The organism is Vampirovibrio chlorellavorus (genome assembly GCF_003149375.1).
GTDB lineage: Bacteria > Cyanobacteriota > Vampirovibrionia > Vampirovibrionales > Vampirovibrionaceae > Vampirovibrio > Vampirovibrio chlorellavorus_B.
In genome coordinates this window covers 102,184-121,000 of sequence record NZ_QFWH01000001.1, presented here as the reverse complement: position 1 = coordinate 121,000, position 18,817 = coordinate 102,184, and the positions used below count along the sequence as shown (strand labels likewise).

The window sequence follows — 18,817 nt, the reverse complement described above, 5'->3', positions numbered from 1 at the left end:
AAAGCAGAGTTAAAAGAGATTATAGCCCATGCGCCATCCTGAACAGCCCACCCCTTCTGATGCCTCTGAATCCCTGACCGCTTCGTCCGCTTCGGAACGGGCCAATCACTTCAAGCACGTTGGTTGGCAATTCAATCTGATCAAACTGGGGAAGCTGGTGGCGTTTTCTTTTGGGGTTACCGTACTCAGCACCCTGATGAGCTGTGTGTGGCAATGGCCGTGGGGAGATCACGCCAGCGCTCCCACAGGAACTGCCCCTGTTCTGGCCGCCCCGGAGGCCGCGACATTAACCCCCGATGAAAAAATCAACATCAATATTTACCGCAACACCAGCCCTGCGGTGGTCAATATCAGTAGCACCGTGTTGTCCCTGGACATGTTTTCCAACATCATCCCGGAGAAAGGGTCGGGTTCCGGGATGATCATCACCCCGGACGGCTACATCCTGACCAACGGGCACGTGGTGGAAGATGCCCAGCAACTGGAAGTGACCCTGCTGGACGGTAAAGTCTTCAAGGCCAAACTGATTGGCGGCGATTTGAGTAAGGATGTGGCCCTGATCAAGATCGATCCGGGCGCTGTCAAGCTGCCCACCATTCAAATGGGCAATTCCGATCATCTGGAGGTGGGGCAGAATGTGTACGCCATTGGCAACCCCTTTGGCCTGAACAGCACCCTGACCACCGGGGTGATCAGCAGTCTTGGGCGAACCCTCAAGGCGCCCAATGGTCGCCTGATTGAAGGGATTATTCAGACGGACGCCGCCATTAACCCTGGCAATTCAGGGGGGCCGTTGCTCAATAGTTCCGGGCAGCTGATTGGCATTAATACAGCCATTTTCAGCCCCTCAGGCAGCAATGCGGGCATCGGCTTTGCCGTTCCCGCCAATACCGCCCGGCGCATCGCCGAAGACCTGATTGCCTATGGCCGGGTCATTTGTCCTTTTCTGGGCGTGGAAGTGGGCATGGAAATCAACCCTTACATGGCAAAAGCGCTACAACTCCCAGTCTCCAGGGGCTTGTTGGTCACCCGGCTTGTGCCCAACGGGCCAGCGGCTCAAGCGGGCCTGAAGGCGGCCAATCAGGTGCTGGTTGTTGGGAACCGCCAGATTCCGGTGGGCGGGGACATCATTGTGGCTTACGATGGCAAACCGGCTGAAAGTGCCGATCGCTTCATGAACTACGTGGAGTCCAAGCGTCCCGGCGATACGCTGAGCCTTAAGATCAATCGCAATGGAACACCGCTCAGTTTAAGCGTCAAACTGGCAGAACGGCCCCGCTAACCCTCACGTTTAACAAGGAACGCCCATGGCTAAAATTATTGTGGTGGATGACGATTTGGCCATCCAGACTCTTATTAAAGTCAATCTGGAGCTGCAAAAGCATCGGGTTTTAACCGCTAACGACGGTGTGGAAGGCTACGCCCTTATTCAGCAAGAGCTGCCAGACCTGATTATTCTGGATGTGATGATGCCCAACGCGGACGGCTACACGGTGTGCCAGCGGGTGCGTAAAAATCCGGCCACCGAACATATCCCGGTGCTGATGTTGACGGCCCTGGGCGTGGTGGAGGACAAGGTCAAAGGCTTTGATGTGGGAGCCGATGACTATCTGGTAAAGCCCTTTGAGCTGCCAGAGCTGCAAGTGCGGGTGCGGGCCTTGCTCCGTCGCAGCGGTCAATTGCCCAAGTCGGCCACCGCCACGGAAATCCTGTCTGTGGGTGATATCACCCTGATTCCGGAAAACCTGGAAGTTAAAATCCAGCACAGCATTGCCAAATTGACCCCCACGGAGTTTGAAATCCTGAATTGTCTGGTGCAAAATCACCATCAGGCCATTTCCCTCAGTAAGCTGCTGCAAGATGTCTGGGGCTATTCTCCCGATGATGACGTGGAGACCATTCGGGTGCATGTTCGGCACCTGCGGAGTAAGCTGGACAAGGTTTCCGGTGGAAAAAGCTATGTGGAGACCATCTACGGGGGAGGCTACCGCCTTATCCCGGAAGGATTGCTCAAAAACAAAAGCAAGTAGGTGTTTGTTTCCTTCAAAAGGCATTGCCTATCTTGTTATAAGTTGTTTTAGCTCGGTGAGAATGCCACACGGCAAACGTTTTCTCCCCTGTTGTCCGTAACTTCGATCTTCCTTGGCTTCCGCCGCACAAGTTGACATTGATTTTTGCTTTGGCTACAGTGATCATCCACGAAAGTGCCAGTCCCATGGTTTGATTTTAAATCCTTCGATTTGGAGTCAAAAAAAAGTAGTGGTCACTCTGGTCAACCTCACGAAGCGCCCCAGCATATTGCGGTATCGCCAATGCCTTCCCGCAAACGCCTTCCAAGGATTCGGCAATCGCTTTCGGAGCAAAAGCGTATACCCAATGCAGATTTAGTCATTCAATAAACCATTTCAGGAGGTCATCCCTTGCCCACAATCGCACAGCTCGTTCGGAAAGAACGGACCAAGTTCAAACGCAAAACCAAGTCCCCCGCTTTGGCGTCCAACCCCCAAAAGCGTGGCGTTTGCACCCGTGTTTACACCACCACTCCAAAAAAACCGAACTCTGCTTTGCGCAAGGTCGCTCGTGTGCGTTTGACTAACGGGTTTGAAGTAACCACCTACATCCCCGGCGTTGGCCACAACCTGCAAGAACACTCCGTGATCCTTATTCGCGGTGGTCGGGTTAAGGATTTACCCGGTGTTCGCTACCACACGGTACGTGGCACCCTGGATTTCGCTGGCGTAAAGGATCGCAAGCAATCCCGCAGCAAATACGGCGCCAAGAAAAATCAGCCCGCTGCCAAAGGCAAGAAATAGCAATAGCATTCAGAAGTAAGAAGCAAGGAGTTTTCCGTTTATGTCGCGTCGCTCGAAACCGAAAAAACGCATCCCAATGCCTGATTCCATTTACAACGATGTGGAAGTGGCCAAATTTATCAACCGCCTCATGATGAAGGGCAAGAAAAGCGTCGCTGAGCGTATTTTCTACGATGCGATCGAGCTGCTGGAAGGCAAGACCGACGATAAAGGGATCGATGTATTCCGCAAGTCCTTGCGCAAAGCCAAGCCGCTGGTTCGGGTAAAAGCTCGCCGGGTGGGAGGTTCTACGTACCAGGTGCCCATCGAAGTTCGTGAAGATGAAGGGTTGGCCATTGGCTCCCGCTGGTTGATTGAATACGCCAGAAAGCGTAAAGGTCGCTCCATGACCGAAAAGCTGGCTGCCGAGCTTCTGGACATTTACCGTGGTACTGGCGCTACCGTCAAAAAGCGGGAAGAAACCCATAAAATGGCCGAAGCCAACAAGGCCTTTGCCCACTACCGCTTCTAAATCCAATGTACCGAGTGGCACTTGTCTCCGACAGGTGTCACTCGGTTTTTCACCGTTTTTACATCCCTGTTCTCTCAATTGATCCAAGTCCTTGAATCCAAAGTTTTTTAATGAAAAAGAGGTTTTAAACCGTGGCCAGAAAAATTCAACTCGAAAAAGTCCGCAACATCGGGATTGCCGCGCACATCGACGCTGGTAAAACCACCACCACCGAGCGGATTTTATACTACACCGGTAAAGTCCACAAAATTGGTGAAGTTCACGAAGGAACAGCTGTAACCGACTGGATGGAGCAAGAACGGGAGCGTGGCATTACCATCACTTCCGCCGCCATTACCTCCAGTTGGAAAAATCACCAGATCAATATCATCGACACCCCTGGCCACGTAGACTTCACCATTGAAGTAGAACGTTCCTTGCGGGTACTGGACGGCGTGGTTGCCGTATTCTGCGCCGTGGGTGGCGTCCAGTCCCAGTCCGAAACCGTGTGGCGTCAAGCGGATCGCTACAAGGTTCCCCGCATGGTGTTTGTGAATAAAATGGACCGTACCGGCGCCAACTTTGAGCGGGTAGTCGGCCAGATCACCGGTCGTCTGGGTGCCAATGCCCATCCCATTCAGTTGCCCATCGGCGCTGAAGACCAAATGACCGGCATCATCGATCTGATCGAAATGAAAGCCCATATCTATAAAAACGATTTGGGAACCGACATTGAAGTCACTGAAATCCCCGCCGATTACGCCGACCAAGCCGCAGCTGCCCGTGAAAGTTTGGTAGAGGCCATCGTGGAACATGATGACGTCTTGATGGAAAAATACCTGGGTGGCGAAGAAATTTCCGTCGAAGAATTGAAAAAAGCCCTGCGTAAAGCAGTTTGCGACGTAAAAATCGTGCCTGTGGTCTGCGGTACCGCTTTCAAGAACAAGGGTGTCCAGTTGTTGCTGGATGCCGTCATCGACTACCTGCCTTCCCCCATCGACGTTCCCAGCATTCAGGGTAAAAACCTGGATGGCAGTGACGCTGAGCGCAAGAGCAGCGATGACGAACCGTTTGCCGCACTGGCGTTTAAAATTATGACCGATCCTTATGTGGGTCGTTTGACGTTCTGCCGGGTCTACAGCGGTGTGCTGCAATCCGGTAGCTATGTTTCTAACGCCACTAAGGGCAAAAAAGAGCGCATCAGCCGTCTGGTTCAGATGGAAGCCGATGATCGTAAAGAGATCGATGAAATCCGCGCGGGCGACATTTGCGCGGTAGTGGGCTTGAAAGACACCACCACCGGCGACACGTTGTGCGCTGAGAACGCACCGGTTATTCTGGAGTCGATTCACATTCCCGATCCGGTAATTGAAGTTGCCATTGAGCCCAAAACCAAGGCTGACCAGGAAAAGCTGGGCAACTCCATGTCCAAGCTGGCCGAGGAAGATCCCACCTTCCGGGTACGTGTTGATCAGGAAACCGGTCAAACCGTTATCGCCGGGATGGGCGAGCTTCACCTGGAAATCATCGTGGACCGTCTGTTGCGTGAATTCAAGGTGGAAGCCAACGTCGGTAAACCGCAGGTGGCCTACCGTGAAACCATTACCAAAACCGTGGAAGTGGAAGGCAAATACGTCCGTCAGTCCGGTGGTCGTGGTCAATACGGTCACGTCTGGATCCGTCTGGAGCCCCAAGAGCGTGGCACCGGCTTCGTCTTCGAAAATAAGATTGTGGGCGGTACCGTTCCCAGAGAATACGTGGGCCCTGCCTCCAAAGGGATTGAAGAAGCCCTGCAAGGCGGCGTAATCGCTGGTTTTGAAGTGATCGACGTGAAAGCCACCCTGTTCGATGGTAGCTACCACGATGTGGACTCCAACGAGATGGCCTTTAAAATCGCCGGTTCTATGGCCGCTAAAGCGGGCGTTCCCAAAGCGGGTCCGCAATTGCTGGAGCCTGTGATGAAGGTGGACGTTGAAGTGCCCGAGGACTTCATGGGCGATGTCATTGGTGACTTGTCCAGCCGTCGTGGCCGGATTGAAGGGATGGAGCCCATTCCGGGCACCGGTACCCAAAAAATTCGCTCCATGGTGCCTCTGGCTGAGATGTTCGGTTACGCTACCGACATCCGCAGCAAAACCCAGGGCCGTGGTACCTTCGCAATGGAATTCGCTCACTACGAGCCCATGCCGAACAACATCGCCGAACCTCTGATCGCCAAGTTCAGAGGGCAGGCTGCCGCCGCCAACTAGATTGGTAAACGGCTAAATACCTGAAAAGACCGGGAATATGCTTCCCGGTCTTTTTATGATGAAAGCAGATAGTGAATGACACCTGCACTAGAAGGCAGCCTGTTTACTCGCCTACAAGCAGGGCGCGCGCTCGAACTCAGTTTGTCTTGCCTTTTCCGTCCCGGTACAGTTCCGGCAAAAAATCCTTGATGGTGCGCACCTGAAGGGTGTCGTCCTCAATGGTCAAAATACGGGTTTCCGCAGAGCCCCGGTTACGGGCAATTCGCCCCAAGCTGGTGATGGGGGGGAGCTGGGTATCATCCCCATAATAGGCCACCGCCTGAATTTTTTCCGGTTTTGGGCTTGGCCCATTCTCATCGGCAGGCGCTTCCGGGCTCTTTCGGGTCAGCCCAGCGGCCACTGTTGCCAAATCAGCGGGGACATGCCAGCGAGTGGACCAATCCACCCGAGCCCCGGTAATTAATCGTCCTGAAGGGTAGAGCAACATGGCCACACCGGTCGGCACTCTGGAATCCCGGGCCAAAGACCGGTTGGCAAGGTAGGCGTTCTGGGCCTGATCCATCAGATCTCGGGCGGCTTTTGGGGACAGGGACGGATACTGATCCGGGGGGTGGGTATTTGCCAATGTGCTGAAGGTGACCGGTAAATCCGCCATGGGCCGATTGGTTTTGGAAAGGATTGTGCGTCCCTTGTAAAGCGGCAACATTTCCCGGACAGAGCGCTGGCGCATGATGGGAGGCTGCCCTGCGGCATTTTTTTCCAGGCTGATGACCGACGTGTCCGGCGGGCAGATGGGACTGGCCAGCCACTCCTGGCAATCCGCGCAGGGGATGGGGTGATCGTCTTTCAGGTTGGCGCTCACCAGATAAATCGTTTTCACCGGGGGCAGCGAAGTGGGCCCTTGCTGATGCTGACTTTGTTTTTGAATCCACTGATTTTGGGCGGCCCCAATGGCCAGACGCAAATCGCACAGGGTCAACTGGCGACTGGCTTCCACGTTGGCGCTTATGCCCTCGGTGCCATCGGCCAGTTTGACCAGCGCGGCGTAATGCCTGCCGGAATAGTTCGGGGCCAGTCGGGCCGCCGTTTGGGCGTGGCGTTGCAGCCGTTCCAGATGCTGCTGATGCGATTCAGGGCGAGAGGCCTGAGGGCCTGCTGAAAATTCAACGGTGTCCACCGCGTTGGCATCGCTGCCGTTCCCCTGAAATTTGAAGGAAGCATGGGTGTGAGCCTTGCGGGCAGGTCGTTGTGGTAGTGGAAGGGGTGTTGAAATCAAAGGCACGTTGAAAGATGGCAAAATCATGATTTATTCTCAAAAAGGAGGCCGGTGGGTGGGGGTAATGGCAAGGTAGGATTGCGGGTTACAGAACATTGATGAGAGAACGTTGGCGCTGTGCGACTGGAATGTTTGAATTAGAATGAGCGTAACACAAGCATGCTGTAGATCTCGATATCATTTGTATCTGCTCTGAGCCAACGACCGATGGTGTGGGTTTGCTTGTCACCGATAATTTTTTGGAAGGGAAGCCATGAAAAAAGCTGAATTGTTGATGATCCCCGGACCGACCCCACTTCCGGAGCCGGTACGTGAGATGATGAGTCGTCCGGCCATTGGGCATCGCAGCGCCGAATTCAAAGAGGTGCTGAAGCGTGTTTTCCCCAGTTTGCAATGGATTTTCGGGTCTAAAAATCAGGTGTTTCTTTATACAGCCAGTGGCACCGGGGCCATGGAAGCCTCGATGTCCAATACCCTGAACCCGGGGGATCGAGTGTTGGCGCTGGTGAATGGCGTATTTAGCCATCGCTGGGCCGAAATCGCCAAGACCCTGGGCTTGCAGGTGGAAACGCTGGATGTTCCTCCGGGTGAAGCGCATACTCCCGCCATGCTGCAGGAATATCTGGAGGCCCGCCGGAGTACGGACTACAAAGCGATTTTGCTGAATCATAGCGAAACTTCTACCGGGGTCCTCAGCCCCATCCGGGAGTTGGTGGCGATCAGTCGTCAAACCCATCCCGAGGCCCTGACCATTGTGGATACCATTACCAGTCTGGGCGCGACCCATTTTTCGCTGGATGACTGGGATGTGGATATTGCTGTTTCGGGCAGCCAAAAGGGTTTTATGTTGCCGCCGGGGCTGTCTTTTCTGGGCCTGAGCGATCGGGCCTGGAAAGCGCACCAGCAATGCCATCAACCCGGCTATTACTTTAATTTCACCCGTTACCAAAAGGCCCAACTGGAAAGCACCACACCTTATACCCCGGCCACCCCGCAAATTCTGGGTCTGGATGTGGCCCTGACCCTGATGCAGGAGGAAGGGCTGGCAAACATCATCCAGCGGCACGCTCGCCTGAGCCGGATGACCCGAGCCGGTGTTCAGGCGTTGGGACTGTCCCTGTTTGTTTCTGATCCGGCACTGGCCAGCCCCTCGGTTACCTCGTTCCTGCCGCCTGCCGGACTCACGGTCGATGCCATCCGGGCCGGGCTCAAAAAGCGTTTCGGCATTGTTATCGCCGATGGTCAGAAGGAGCTGAAAGGCAAAATCATGCGCATCGGTCATTTGGGGCATGTCTCCGAGCGGGAGGTGTTGACCACGTTGTCCGCGCTGGAGGCGGTATTGCTGGGCTTGGGCCATTCTGTTTCCCCGGGGACAGGGGTGGCTGCTGCCCTACAAGCCGCCGAAGCGTCGGTTGAACTGAAACAGGCGGTGACCCATGCCTAAACCCGTTGTCCTGATTACCGATAACATCAACCCCAAGGCCAAAGACATTCTGGCGGAGAGCTGCGAGGTAATTTTTGAGCCCAAACTCAGCCATGAAGAATTACTAGCAAAGATTGCAACCGTGGATGGCCTGATGATTCGCAGCGCCTCCACCGTATCCGCCGATGTGTTAGCCCGGGCCCAGCGTTTGCGCATTGTGGGCCGGGCTGGCGTGGGCACCGATAACGTGGATGTGACCACGGCCACCAAGCAGGGCGTCATCGTCATCAACTCCCCGGAAGGCAATACCGTTGCCGCTTCCGAGCATACCATCGGCATGCTGATGGCCCTGGTCCGGCACATTCCACAAGGCGACGCTTCCTTGAAAAGCGGGCAGTGGATTCGCAACAAACTGGTCGGCGTCGAAGTTTACGGCAAAACCCTGGGCGTGGTGGGTCTGGGGAAAATCGGTCGCCGGGTGGCCAAAGCCTGTCTGGCCATGGGGATGAAGGTCAACGTCTTCGATCCGTTCCTCTCCAAAGCCATGGCGGAAGAGCTGGGTGTACAGGTGGTCAGTATTGATGACATCATCGAAAAATCGGATTTCATTACCATCCACGCCCCCAAGACCAAGGACACCCAGAATCTGTTTAACCGGGACACCTTTGCCCGCTGCAAGCCCGGCGTGCGAATCGTCAATTGCGCTCGGGGCGGTATCATTAATGAAGCCGATCTTGCGGAGGCCATCAGGACCGGTCAGGTGGCTGGGGCCGCTTTGGATGTGTTCGAGCAGGAGCCGCCGGATATGAACGGCCCGCTCTTTCAGTTGGGCGATCACGCCTATAAGCTGGTCCTCACGCCGCACTTGGGGGCCAGCACCGAGGAAGCCCAGGTCAATGTGGCTTTGGACGTGGCCCAGCAGATCAAGGACTTTTTTGCTCACGGTTTTGCCAAAAGCGCGGTCAATATTCCGCTGCTGCGGCAAGAGCTGCTGGACCCCATCAAGCACTATATGCCCATGGCTGAAGTGCTTGGGAATTTTATCCGACAGCGGGCCCAGGGGGCAGCGCAGGCCATTGAAATCACAGCCAAAGGCGATTTGGGCAAGCATGCTATCGAGCCCTTGAGTCTGGCCGTGTTAAAGGGGCTGTTATCCACCGCCAAAGAGGGGGTAAACTACGTCAACGCCCCCAGCATTGCCGAGGAAAGTGGGATTCAGGTCAAAACGGCCACCACCAAAAACGCCGGCAACTACCTGAACTTGCTGGAAGTGAAGATGGTAACCGAAGATCGCACTTACACGGTGGCCGGAACGCTTATTTCGGATGAGATTTTCCGCATTGTGGATATGGACGGCTACCAAATGGCCCTGAAAGCCACCCCTCATGTGCTGATCACCCCGCACCATGACCGTCCGGGGATGATTGCGCAGGTGGCGACCGTCTTGGGAGCTACTGGCATCAACATCAGCGCTTTGCAGGTGGCCCGCAGTGGCCCTGAAGCGGGCGGAGAATCCATCATGGTCTTCAATCTGGATAATGCCCCGTCCGAAGCACTGCTCAGCCAAATTCGGCAACTTGAAGGCATTTACGACAGTCTGGCCATCAGTTTATAGGCCCACTGCATCTGCATGGGGCAACATTCTGGAGACGCTTACCCGGCACAAAGGAACGGAGCTTAGCAATTCTGCTTAATATTTTGTTTTTATTAATATAGAAACTTCCACTCCCATCCCTATTGTGTCATAAGACGTAATGTCACCTCGATTTCATTGAGGTGACTTCTTTTTTTCTTCAGGAAAATGTTGAGCCAAGGTGCTGACCCGTATCAGCCTAGCCTGTCACTTTAAAGATTTATGAATGCGTGACAACGTATAAGGCAATTATATCTTTTGTATTGTTTTTATTAGAGTAAGGTAATCCTACTTACACTCACACTCCTACCCCTATGTGACTTCAAGTGTTCGAAATCGCTGGCTTTTCACAAGTCAGCTTTTTTTTTGCCTAAAACGGCTTGCTCAGGTCTCCTTCAGCGAAAATTCAGCCTAGCGACGCTGGGCGCTGCCGTGACCGTAGATTTCGTAATCGAAGATGAACTGCACATCAATATCGTTGCCCCGATAATTGGGCGGCAACTGCTTAAAGGGGGCAGAAGCACGCACGGCCGCCAAGGCTGCCTGATCGGCAGCGGGCGAACCGGAGGACTGCTGCAGGCGCAGGCTTAACAGGCGGCCATCGCGGGACACCTTGAAGAGGGCGACCACTCGCTTACTGCGATCTTCCACCGGGGGAGCCCAGTTGCGACGAATGCGTCGCTGCAATTCTGCGATATAAGGGCCGAAATCGGGTTCCGCCATGGCGTCCACGCCATCTCGGCCACCACCGCCACCAGGCGAACCGCTTTGGTTGTATGAACCACGGCCACCGTTTCCGCCACCCCCTCCACCGGGGCTGCCAGCGCTACCAGGACTACCGCTTCCCCGTGAGGGACTCCCGCCAATAAAGCTGGAGCTGGGGCTACCACTGGCACTACCGCCACTGGTGCTGCCGGATGTGGACCCGCCACCGCTGGTGTTGGCTACAGGGCCACCGCCCAGGGTGGCTGAAGGATTTTTTGGGGCAGGCGTTTTGATGGTGGGCGCAATGGGATTGGGTGGCAAGCTGGGAGCCGCGCTCGCCACTTTGACAGGCCGTGGGGCTTTGGGTGCCGGTGGTGTTGGAGCCGGTGTGGGGCTGGGCGCTGGCGTGGGAGAGGGCGCCTGTTTGGGCGTTGGTGATGGCTTTTGGGCGACCTGCTGGGTCGGTTTTGGTTGAGGCCTTGGCTGTGGCCGAGATTGCGAACGAGACGGCGGGGCCGGGTTGGCCTTGGGCTGAGGGGCCACGGCAGGGCGTGGCGTTGATTTTTTCGCAGGGGAGCCTGCTGCCTGTTGAGAGACTTGTACCGGACGGTTGGCAATGCGCTTGCCGCCAGAACGACTATTGCGCTCGGCCCGGCGATTGGTGGGCTGACGTGGGGGCTGGGCGGGCTGGTTATCCACCAGCACGAATTCCACATCGGGTTGCTTCATTTGTGCGGAAAACAAGGGGATCTTGAAGCCAAAAAAGGCCATCAGCTGAATAAAGGCCACCAGCAGCAGAACCAGGGCCACGTGCAGAAACGCGGCCAACCCCAGCCATTTCCATAATTTGGAGTCATATTCCTTGCTGGAATACAGCCCCAGCCCAGTGGAAGGCGGTGCTTGGCTGGTGATGGCAGGTTGTGAATAGGGTGTTTTCACTGATGGCACTTATTATCAATCAACCATATAACTGTTTTGGATAAGTATTCTGGATTTGTCCTGGCAGCCGTCCCCATAAACTTGAGTATGAATGACGCCTTTTGCACCGGGGTGTTTCTATTCTAGAATAAATTTTTACAAACCGCTTTCGGAAAAAACAATGACGCCCCCATCTATTGAACCATCCGTACTGGTAACGGCGAACCGTTATTTAACGAACACCAGCGATGGAGAACTCTCTAATCGCGAAAGCCTGATTGAAAACATCCACTTGGGCTGGCTGGTGGTTAGCCATTACCAACGCGGATTACTGTATTCTACACCGGGAGCTTTGGAAACCGCTACTTTTTTTCGCTCCTCAGCCAAACCCTTTCAGGCTTATCCTTTGGTTGCCGATGAGTTACACCATCAACTCACGGAGGCGGAGCTGGCCCTGACCTGTGCCTCCCACGTGGGGGGCAGTCAGCACCTGGACTTGGCCCGTAGTATTCTGCGCAAGGCTGGATTGGATGAGAACTGCCTGCGCTGTGGTCCGCATAATCCCATTGATGCCACCATGCGCCAGGATTTGAGGCTATCGGGGCAGACTCCCACGGCCATTCACAACAACTGTTCGGGTAAGCATGCCGGTATGCTGTTCTACTGTCAGCAAAAAGACCTTCCTGTCGATAGTTATCTGCACGTGGATCACCCGTTACAACAAAGGATTTTCAGTTACCTTCGGCAGTGGGGGCGGGTTGAGGTCATTCCAACCGCCATTGATGGCTGCGGAGCCCCGGTTTTTTATCTGCCTTTGCAGACCATGGCCCTGTTGTACGCCCATTTGGGATCTGCCGAGCCTTTCGCGCCCTTGAGGGACGCCATGATCCGTTATCCAGAGATTGTGGGCGGGGAAGGGCGGGTGGACACGGTCATCATGCAGGCCAGTCGGGGTCGGTTACTGGCCAAGGTCGGCGCCGATGGGGTGTTGTGCGTGAGTCAAATTGATGCTGGCGAGGGTTTGGCCGTGAAAATTGCCGATGGCAACGAAGCGGTGCGTAACATGGCCGTGGTGGAAATTCTCACCCGGCTGGGCTGGTTGGATGCCCGGGCTGTTCAGGACGAGCGACTGGCCCCGTTTCAGGAGCGACAGCGGTTTAACACGGCGGGTAAAGCTGTGGGGCACTATCAAGTTCTTTACCCACCCCTGCCAAGGCCCTGAAAAGGCCAGCTCCGGCAGGTAGCGAATTAGTAATCAGAGAGAGGGCGAGGTTAAAGTAGCCGCATGGATTGGGAAACCTTATTGGAAATCCGCTGGCCCCGGAGCGCTTGCGATCAATCGGGCGAATGCTGCCGGGGAGCCGCCCAAAAAACGCCGTGGAATAATCTTCTGGTGCAGGCAGCGCAAGGGGAGCCGGTCGCTCGTGCCTTTCTGAATCAGTATCAGCCCTACCCGTCGCTGCGGGACGCAATTGCCAACGCTCCCGACGCGGTGGCCGCCTCCCGGCTGATCGCCGAACAACGGGGAGACGCTCCGGACTCGCTCGTCTTTTATCGTTGCATCTACCTGCAAGGCAGAAATCAGTGTCAAATTTATGAGGATCGCCCCACCTTGTGCCGGGATTTTCCCGAATCCCCCTTTGGGGCCATTCCAAAGTGCTGTGGATACTACCCTATTCAGCAGGACTGTCAGCAGAAAATTCAGACCCTTCGGGAGGAACTGGCCGAATTGAAAAGGCTGCAATCTATGCTTGAATAAATAGGGAGTCAACGAACCCCGGAACTACCATCAGGAGAGTGTCCATGCCCAAGATTTTTGCCGACGTGACCATTGTGCCCATTGGGACAGCCAATACCAGTATCAGCGACTACGTGGCCGCCAGCGAACGGCTCATCAAGGAATTCCCGGATGTGGCGTTCAAAATCAATCCCATGTCCACCACCCTGGCGGGTGAACTGGACCGTGTCCTGGAACTCATCCGCAGAATGCACGAGGCTCAGTTCAGTCAAGGGGCTTACCGGGTATCAACCAGCATCCGCATAGATGACCGCAGGGATCGCGGCAATACGATGGACAACAAGATACAGAGTGTGGCCCAAAAGGCCGGTCTGCCCGTTCAATTTTGATTGGACCTTGCTGTAAAAGACGAATGTTGACAGCAACGATTGAGGCCCTATGATAAATGGACTGCCATATTCCCGCTTTATCCAATCTCGGATAAAAATGGGCCGGTGTAGCTCAATGGCAGAGCAACGGTTTTGTAAACCGTAGGTTGCGGGTTCGAGTCCCATCACCGGCTAATGACAGTATCCCCACACCTGGGTAGGTGCCCGAGTGGTTAAAGGGGGCGGGCTGTAAACCCGTTGCGAAAGCTACGTTGGTTCAAATCCAACCCTACCCATACCAAAACCGTCTCTCTTGAGGCGGTTTTGTTCTTTTTGAAGTAGGATGGAAGCGGCTTCCAATCAGCTGGTTCCTACAAATGATAAAAAAATTACGGATAGATCCGATTAACCACTAGACAGACCAATTCCCTTTGTGATTTTCTATAGTTCCAAGATTTCACCCCCAGTATTCTGATAGCCTCAATAAGCAACTCAAAATACAAAACACATGCCCATGTGGCGCAGGGGTAGCGCATCCCCTTGGTAAGGGGAAGGTCACGAGTTCAAATCTCGTCATGGGCTATTTTTTTTTCTTTTTTTGTGGTTATCTAGCTCCACGTGTCCTTATTCAGCATAACTTGGCACCGCTCAATAGAAAGAATCAGGCGCGTAACTCGGAGATTCCCACCACAGGGCATATCCAGGTAGGTACAGGTTATCCAAACTTGTTTGAAATAATCAGCACGTAAAGGAGACAACAAAAACATGGCTCGCGAGAAGTTCAACCGGACTAAGCCGCACGTCAACATCGGTACCATTGGTCACGTTGACCACGGTAAAACCACGTTGACTGCAGCCATCACCACTGTGTTGGCTAAAGAAGGTAAAGCTCAGGCTAAAAAATTCGATGAGATCGATGCGGCACCTGAGGAAAAAGCCCGTGGTATTACCATTTCTACCGCTCACGTAGAGTACGAGACCGACAACCGTCACTACGCTCACGTTGACTGCCCTGGTCACGCTGACTACGTGAAGAATATGATTACCGGTGCCGCCCAGATGGATGGCGCTATTTTGGTAATTGCGGCCACTGATGGTCCGATGCCCCAGACCCGTGAACACATCCTGTTGGCACGTCAGGTTGGCGTACCTCAGTTGGTTGTCTTCCTGAACAAATGTGACATGGTTGATGATCCTGAATTGCTCGACCTGGTCGAAATGGAAGCCCGTGAACTGTTGAGCAAATACGAGTTCGACGGCGATAATATCTCCATCATCCGTGGCTCCGCTTTGAAAGCCCTGGAAGGCGACGCAAACTGGGTTAAATCCATTCAGGAACTGATGGACGCCGTTGACGCTTCTATTCCCACCCCTGAGCGTCCCATCGATCAGCCTTTCCTGATGCCCATTGAGGACGTATTCACCATCACCGGCCGTGGTACCGTTGTAACCGGTCGTATCGAGCGTGGTAAGGTCAACGTCGGCGATGAAGTTGAAATCATCGGCTTGGGCGACACCCGCAAGACCACCGTTACCGGGATTGAGATGTTCCGCAAATTGCTGGATGAAGGTCTGGCTGGTGACAACGTGGGCGCTCTACTCCGTGGTATCGATAAAACCGCTGTTGAGCGTGGTATGGTTCTGGCGAAACCCGGCTCCATCAAACCTCACACCAAGTTCAAAGCTAACGTATACGTTCTGAGCAAGGATGAAGGTGGTCGTCACACGCCATTCTTCAGCAACTACCGTCCTCAGTTCTATGTACGTACCACCGATGTGACCGGTACCATCAAATTGCCAGACGGCGTTGAGATGGTTATGCCTGGTGATAACATCGTGATGGAAGTAGAACTGATTGCTCCGATCGCTATCGAGCAAGGGATGCGTTTCTCCATCCGTGAAGGTGGACGCACCGTTGGCGCTGGCGTCGTAGACACCATCATCAGCTAATTAATGAATTTGACGAAAGAGTAGGAAGAAGGAATATGGCTACAACGGCAAAAAAGAAAGCTCCCAAACAAAATCGGGTACGCATTCGTCTCAAGTCTTATGACAGTCGTTTGATTGATTCATCGGCCCAAAAGATCATTGAGGTTGCTAAGGGTGCCCAAGGGAAAGTTGTTGGCCCGATTCCCCTTCCTACTCATCGTCAGGTTTTCTGTGTACTGCGTTCTCCGCACGTTAACAAAAAATCCAGAGAACATTTTGAAATCCGCACTCACAAGCGTTTGATTGACATTATTGATCCGGGTCAAGAATTCGCCAGTCTGCTCAGCCGGTTAGATTTACCGGCTGGGGTTGATATCGAAGTACGCTTGTAATACATTAAATTTTCCTCCTCAGGTTAGACACCCCATTCAGTCCTCCAGTGGATAAAGACAACTGAATAAGTTGAGACTCATACCACTTACTAGATAAGGAAAGGTAAACAAGGTGAGTTTTCCAAGACACCTCATTGGAAGAAAACGTGGCATGACCCAGGTCTTCGTGGAAGACGGGTCCGCTGTCCCCGTAACGGTTGTAGAGCTTTTGCCGTTAACGGTCACCCAGGTTAAAACCAAGCAGGATGCTGGTTATTCCGCAATCCAGGTTGGTTTTGTCCCGGCGAAGGGCAAGCATTTAACGAAAGCTCAACAGCAGCACTTGCTGAAAAACAACTTACCACTACTGCGCAAGCTGAAGGAATTCCGCATGACCGCAGAGCAGGTAGAGGGTTTCAAGGTGGGTGACACCATTCAGCCGGCTGGCGATGGTTCCTTCTTGAACGAGGGCGTATTGGTTCATGTAACCGGAAAGTCCATTGGTAAGGGCTTCCAGGGCAATACCAAGCGCTGGAATCACGGTCGTGGGCCGATGAGTCACGGTTCCAAGTCTCACAGATTGCCGGGTTCAATCGGTGCCGGTACCACCCCGGGCCGTGTCTTTAAGGGTTTGAAAATGGCCGGGAACATGGGTAACGAGCAGGTCACTGTCCGTAACCTGAAAGTGGTTCGCGTTATTCCGGAAAAAAATGTGGTTCTGATTAAAGGTGCTGTCCCCGGTGTGGAAGGCGGCTTCTTGACGATTCAGGCCAAGCCGGAACGCTGGAACGAGCTGAGAAAGTAAGGAGCAGGACATCATGGCTGAAGATAAAATCATTCTCAAAAAATTCTCAAAGGAAGGCAAAGAAGCTGGCCAGGTGGAAGTCTCCTCTGAAGTGTTTGGCATTGAACCCAATGTACACGTGCTTCACCTCGCGGTGCGTCGTGAACTGGCCAATGGACGCGCTGGCACTGCCTGCAGCAAGACTCGCGCTGAAGTGCGAGGCGGTGGTAAAAAGCCCTGGAAGCAAAAAGGCACTGGCCGCGCCCGTGCCGGTAGCATTCGCTCTCCGCTGTGGGTTGGCGGTGGTGTCACGTTTGGCCCCAAGCCACGTGATTACTCCTTTAATCTGCCTCGCAAAGTCCGTGCTTTGGCAATGCGGTCTTCCTTGTCTGCGGCTCAAGGCAAATTTAAAGTCCTCGATGACTTTTCTTTCTTGACAGGTCCAAAAACCAAAGATGTGGCTACTCTGTTGTCGGCTTTGGGTGTGGCGGAAAAGAAAGTATTGATTTTGGCTGACTACAAAACCACCGAAAACCAGTTTATCTACCTGGCTGCGCGTAATCTTCCCGGTGTTAAGTTGTGTCTCCCGCACAACCTCAGCGCCAAGGATCTACTGGATGCTGATGCTGTCATTGCCAGCAACAACGCGATTCAGGAAATCAATGAAAGGTATGCCTCTTATGTCTAAGACAGCCCAGCGTTCTGAACTCTACAATTTGTTGAAGCGCCCGATTGTTACAGAAAAGACTACGTCGCTGGCTGAACTAAGCCAATACGTTTTTGAAGTTGCTCGGGATGCCAACAAAATCGAACTGACCCAAGCCTTTGAATTGGCTTTCCCAGGTCGCAAGGTTCGTGCAGTGCGTTTAATTACTGTTCCTGCCCGTACCAAACGTTACGGTAAAAGAATTGGTCAAACCCAGGAAAAACGGAAAGCCGTGTTTTCTATCACCGGTGAGCCAATTGAACTCTTCACAGGAGTATAAGTGTAATGGCCGTTAAGCAATACAAACCAACCTCTGCCGGTGTTCGCGGTATGTCCAAGCTGGAAACAGCTGACATTACCACTCATGAACCCCACAAGCCTCTGCTGCGTAAGCTCAAGAAGCACGCAGGCCGTAACAACTATGGTCGTATCACCACCCGTCATCAAGGCGGCGGCAATAAAAAACATTACCGTCTGATTGATTTCCGTCGGGACAAGCGTGATATTCCAGGGGTTGTCAGCACCGTAGAGTACGATCCCAACCGGAACGTGCGTATCTCCTTGATTACGTATGCCGATGGTGAAAAACGCTACATCTTGAAGCCGGAAGGCTTGAAGGTAGGTGACACCGTTATGGCGGGCATTAACTCTGAAATCAAGCCCGGCAACGCCTTGCCTTTGAGAAATATTCCTTTGGGTTCTGTTGTCCATAATATTGAGATGATCCCAGGGCGTGGTGGTCAGATGGTTCGTTCGGCTGGCGGATCTGCCCAGCTGGTTGCCAAGGAAGGTGATTTTGCGACGTTGCGTCTGCCTAGCTCCGAAATGCGGATGGTGCGTATTGATTGCTATGCCACCATTGGTAGTCTCAGCAACGCCGAATACAAGAACTTGAGCCTGGGCAAAGCTGGACGCAAGCGTCACTTGGGGATTCGTCCCACAGTGCGTGGTTCTGTAATGAACCCTGTGGATCACCCGCACGGTGGTGGTGAAGGACGCGCTCCCATTGGTCGTCCTACCCCTGTAACCCCGTGGGGCAAGCCCACCTTGGGTTACAAGACCCGTAGCCGCCGCAAGGCCTCAAATAAATACATCGTCAGACGACGCACGAAATAGGAGTTATACGCAGTTATGCCTCGCTCTTTAAAAAAAGGTCCCTTCGTGGATGACCACTTGGAAAAGAAAGTGGACGCACTCAACAAGGTCGGTGATAAAAAAGTTATCAAGACTTGGTCTCGTCGTTCCATGATTATTCCGGATATGATTGGTCACACTATCGCCGTACATAATGGCGCCAAGCATGTGCCTGTCTACGTTACAGAGCAAATGATCGGTCACAAGTTGGGCGAGTTCGCCCCCACCCGCTTCTTTCGCGGCCACGCCGGCAGCGATAAGAAAGCTGGCAAGAGATAGG

At 53.7% G+C, this 18,817-nt stretch carries 19 protein-coding genes and 3 tRNA genes; 20 read left to right on the top strand and 2 right to left on the bottom strand.

The annotated features are described in order from the left end of the window. Positions 1 to 28 precede the first annotated feature (28 nt). The 5 genes from DF283_RS00635 (at position 29) to fusA (ending at position 5,552) form a co-directional block, all read left to right on the top strand. Positions 29 to 1,282 carry a S1C family serine protease gene (locus tag DF283_RS00635; protein WP_303672649.1) on the top strand — a complete coding sequence of 418 codons (1,254 nt, stop codon included), beginning with the start codon at positions 29 to 31 and terminating at the stop codon, positions 1,280 to 1,282. Between the two features lie 25 nt (positions 1,283 to 1,307). Then, entirely contained in the window at positions 1,308 to 2,030 is a 723-nt protein-coding gene (locus tag DF283_RS00630) for a response regulator transcription factor (RefSeq protein ID WP_303672648.1), read from the top strand. A gap of 390 nt (positions 2,031 to 2,420) precedes the next feature. Then, entirely contained in the window at positions 2,421 to 2,813 is a 393-nt protein-coding gene (gene rpsL, locus DF283_RS00625) for a 30S ribosomal protein S12 (protein WP_303672647.1), read from the top strand. A gap of 40 nt (positions 2,814 to 2,853) precedes the next feature. Continuing rightward, positions 2,854 to 3,324 carry a 30S ribosomal protein S7 gene (rpsG, locus tag DF283_RS00620; RefSeq protein ID WP_303672646.1) on the top strand — a complete coding sequence of 157 codons (471 nt, stop codon included), beginning with the start codon at positions 2,854 to 2,856 and terminating at the stop codon, positions 3,322 to 3,324. 131 nt (positions 3,325 to 3,455) lie between these two features. Further along, on the top strand, positions 3,456 to 5,552 hold the full coding sequence (fusA, locus tag DF283_RS00615; RefSeq protein WP_303672645.1) for an elongation factor G: 2,097 nt from the start codon (positions 3,456 to 3,458) through the stop codon (positions 5,550 to 5,552). A 136-nt stretch (positions 5,553 to 5,688) separates the two neighbouring features. On the opposite strand, the gene DF283_RS00610 is transcribed toward fusA, so the two are convergent. After that, positions 5,689 to 6,855 (bottom strand): cytidine/deoxycytidylate deaminase family protein, encoded by a 1,167-nt coding sequence (locus DF283_RS00610; RefSeq protein WP_303672644.1) that lies wholly within the window; start codon positions 6,853 to 6,855, stop codon positions 5,689 to 5,691. A gap of 226 nt (positions 6,856 to 7,081) precedes the next feature. Between DF283_RS00610 and DF283_RS00605 the strand changes: the two genes are divergently transcribed. Together DF283_RS00605 and serA are read left to right on the top strand one after the other, a co-directional pair. Further along, entirely contained in the window at positions 7,082 to 8,272 is a 1,191-nt protein-coding gene (locus tag DF283_RS00605; protein WP_303672643.1) for a pyridoxal-phosphate-dependent aminotransferase family protein, read from the top strand. Next, positions 8,265 to 9,866 carry a phosphoglycerate dehydrogenase gene (serA, locus tag DF283_RS00600; RefSeq protein WP_303672642.1) on the top strand — a complete coding sequence of 534 codons (1,602 nt, stop codon included), beginning with the start codon at positions 8,265 to 8,267 and terminating at the stop codon, positions 9,864 to 9,866. The genes DF283_RS00605 and serA overlap by 8 nt, the downstream gene beginning before the upstream one ends. Positions 9,867 to 10,295: 429 nt before the next feature. Here the strand turns inward: serA and DF283_RS00595 are convergent, their stop codons facing one another. Then, positions 10,296 to 11,528, bottom strand: coding sequence for a TonB family protein (locus tag DF283_RS00595; RefSeq protein WP_303672641.1), 1,233 nt, complete (start codon positions 11,526 to 11,528; stop codon positions 10,296 to 10,298). A 160-nt stretch (positions 11,529 to 11,688) separates the two neighbouring features. Here DF283_RS00595 and DF283_RS00590 point away from each other — a divergent pair, with 160 nt between their 5' ends. The 13 genes from DF283_RS00590 to rpsS all read left to right on the top strand — a co-directional run bounded on the left by DF283_RS00590 (position 11,689) and on the right by rpsS (position 18,816). Beyond that, entirely contained in the window at positions 11,689 to 12,729 is a 1,041-nt protein-coding gene (locus DF283_RS00590) for an asparaginase (RefSeq protein WP_303672640.1), read from the top strand. Positions 12,730 to 12,792: 63 nt separating this feature from the next. Next, a complete protein-coding gene (locus tag DF283_RS00585; RefSeq protein WP_303672639.1) occupies positions 12,793 to 13,266 on the top strand; it encodes a YkgJ family cysteine cluster protein in 474 nt (157 codons plus the stop codon). A gap of 44 nt (positions 13,267 to 13,310) precedes the next feature. Beyond that, positions 13,311 to 13,634, top strand: a complete 324-nt coding sequence (locus tag DF283_RS00580; protein ID WP_303672638.1) for an MTH1187 family thiamine-binding protein — start codon at positions 13,311 to 13,313, stop codon at positions 13,632 to 13,634. Positions 13,635 to 13,735: 101 nt separating this feature from the next. Further along, a tRNA-Thr gene (locus DF283_RS00575) sits at positions 13,736 to 13,807 on the top strand. 21 nt (positions 13,808 to 13,828) lie between these two features. Continuing rightward, positions 13,829 to 13,909: transfer RNA gene (locus DF283_RS00570), tRNA-Tyr, on the top strand. A 214-nt stretch (positions 13,910 to 14,123) separates the two neighbouring features. Beyond that, positions 14,124 to 14,195, top strand: a tRNA-Thr gene (locus DF283_RS00565). Between the two features lie 183 nt (positions 14,196 to 14,378). After that, entirely contained in the window at positions 14,379 to 15,563 is a 1,185-nt protein-coding gene (gene tuf / locus DF283_RS00560) for an elongation factor Tu (RefSeq protein WP_303672637.1), read from the top strand. 35 nt (positions 15,564 to 15,598) lie between these two features. Further along, positions 15,599 to 15,934 carry a 30S ribosomal protein S10 gene (rpsJ, locus tag DF283_RS00555; RefSeq protein ID WP_303672636.1) on the top strand — a complete coding sequence of 112 codons (336 nt, stop codon included), beginning with the start codon at positions 15,599 to 15,601 and terminating at the stop codon, positions 15,932 to 15,934. Positions 15,935 to 16,046: 112 nt separating this feature from the next. Further along, positions 16,047 to 16,718: a 50S ribosomal protein L3 gene (gene rplC / locus DF283_RS00550; RefSeq protein WP_303672635.1), complete on the top strand. Its 672-nt coding sequence runs from the start codon at positions 16,047 to 16,049 to the stop codon at positions 16,716 to 16,718. 13 nt (positions 16,719 to 16,731) lie between these two features. Then, positions 16,732 to 17,385 carry a 50S ribosomal protein L4 gene (rplD, locus tag DF283_RS00545; RefSeq protein ID WP_303672634.1) on the top strand — a complete coding sequence of 218 codons (654 nt, stop codon included), beginning with the start codon at positions 16,732 to 16,734 and terminating at the stop codon, positions 17,383 to 17,385. Next, entirely contained in the window at positions 17,378 to 17,683 is a 306-nt protein-coding gene (locus tag DF283_RS00540) for an uL23 family ribosomal protein (protein ID WP_303672633.1), read from the top strand. Before rplD ends, DF283_RS00540 begins: the two co-directional genes overlap by 8 nt. Before the next feature lie 5 nt (positions 17,684 to 17,688). Then, complete coding sequence (rplB, locus tag DF283_RS00535) at positions 17,689 to 18,519, top strand: 50S ribosomal protein L2 (RefSeq protein WP_303672632.1); 831 nt, start codon at positions 17,689 to 17,691, stop codon at positions 18,517 to 18,519. Between the two features lie 15 nt (positions 18,520 to 18,534). Beyond that, positions 18,535 to 18,816, top strand: coding sequence for a 30S ribosomal protein S19 (rpsS, locus tag DF283_RS00530; protein WP_303672631.1), 282 nt, complete (start codon positions 18,535 to 18,537; stop codon positions 18,814 to 18,816). Position 18,817: the final 1 nt, after the last annotated feature.

Bases quoted from the DNA above. Each gene is read 5' to 3' on its own strand.
- rplB (WP_303672632.1), top strand. From the start codon at position 17,689: ATGGCCGTTAAGCAATACAAACCAACCTCTGCCGGTGTTCGCGGTATG.
- rplD (WP_303672634.1), top strand. From the start codon at position 16,732: ATGGCTGAAGATAAAATCATTCTCAAAAAATTCTCAAAGGAAGGCAAA.
- DF283_RS00585 (WP_303672639.1), top strand. From the start codon at position 12,793: ATGGATTGGGAAACCTTATTGGAAATCCGCTGGCCCCGGAGCGCTTGC.
- serA (WP_303672642.1), top strand. From the start codon at position 8,265: ATGCCTAAACCCGTTGTCCTGATTACCGATAACATCAACCCCAAGGCC.
- DF283_RS00540 (WP_303672633.1), top strand. From the start codon at position 17,378: ATGTCTAAGACAGCCCAGCGTTCTGAACTCTACAATTTGTTGAAGCGC.
- tuf (WP_303672637.1), top strand. From the start codon at position 14,379: ATGGCTCGCGAGAAGTTCAACCGGACTAAGCCGCACGTCAACATCGGT.
- rpsS (WP_303672631.1), top strand. From the start codon at position 18,535: ATGCCTCGCTCTTTAAAAAAAGGTCCCTTCGTGGATGACCACTTGGAA.
- DF283_RS00635 (WP_303672649.1), top strand. From the start codon at position 29: ATGCGCCATCCTGAACAGCCCACCCCTTCTGATGCCTCTGAATCCCTG.
- DF283_RS00590 (WP_303672640.1), top strand. From the start codon at position 11,689: ATGACGCCCCCATCTATTGAACCATCCGTACTGGTAACGGCGAACCGT.
- rpsG (WP_303672646.1), top strand. From the start codon at position 2,854: ATGTCGCGTCGCTCGAAACCGAAAAAACGCATCCCAATGCCTGATTCC.
- DF283_RS00605 (WP_303672643.1), top strand. From the start codon at position 7,082: ATGAAAAAAGCTGAATTGTTGATGATCCCCGGACCGACCCCACTTCCG.
- DF283_RS00580 (WP_303672638.1), top strand. From the start codon at position 13,311: ATGCCCAAGATTTTTGCCGACGTGACCATTGTGCCCATTGGGACAGCC.
- rpsJ (WP_303672636.1), top strand. From the start codon at position 15,599: ATGGCTACAACGGCAAAAAAGAAAGCTCCCAAACAAAATCGGGTACGC.
- DF283_RS00630 (WP_303672648.1), top strand. From the start codon at position 1,308: ATGGCTAAAATTATTGTGGTGGATGACGATTTGGCCATCCAGACTCTT.
- DF283_RS00610 (WP_303672644.1), bottom strand. From the start codon at position 6,855: ATGATTTTGCCATCTTTCAACGTGCCTTTGATTTCAACACCCCTTCCA.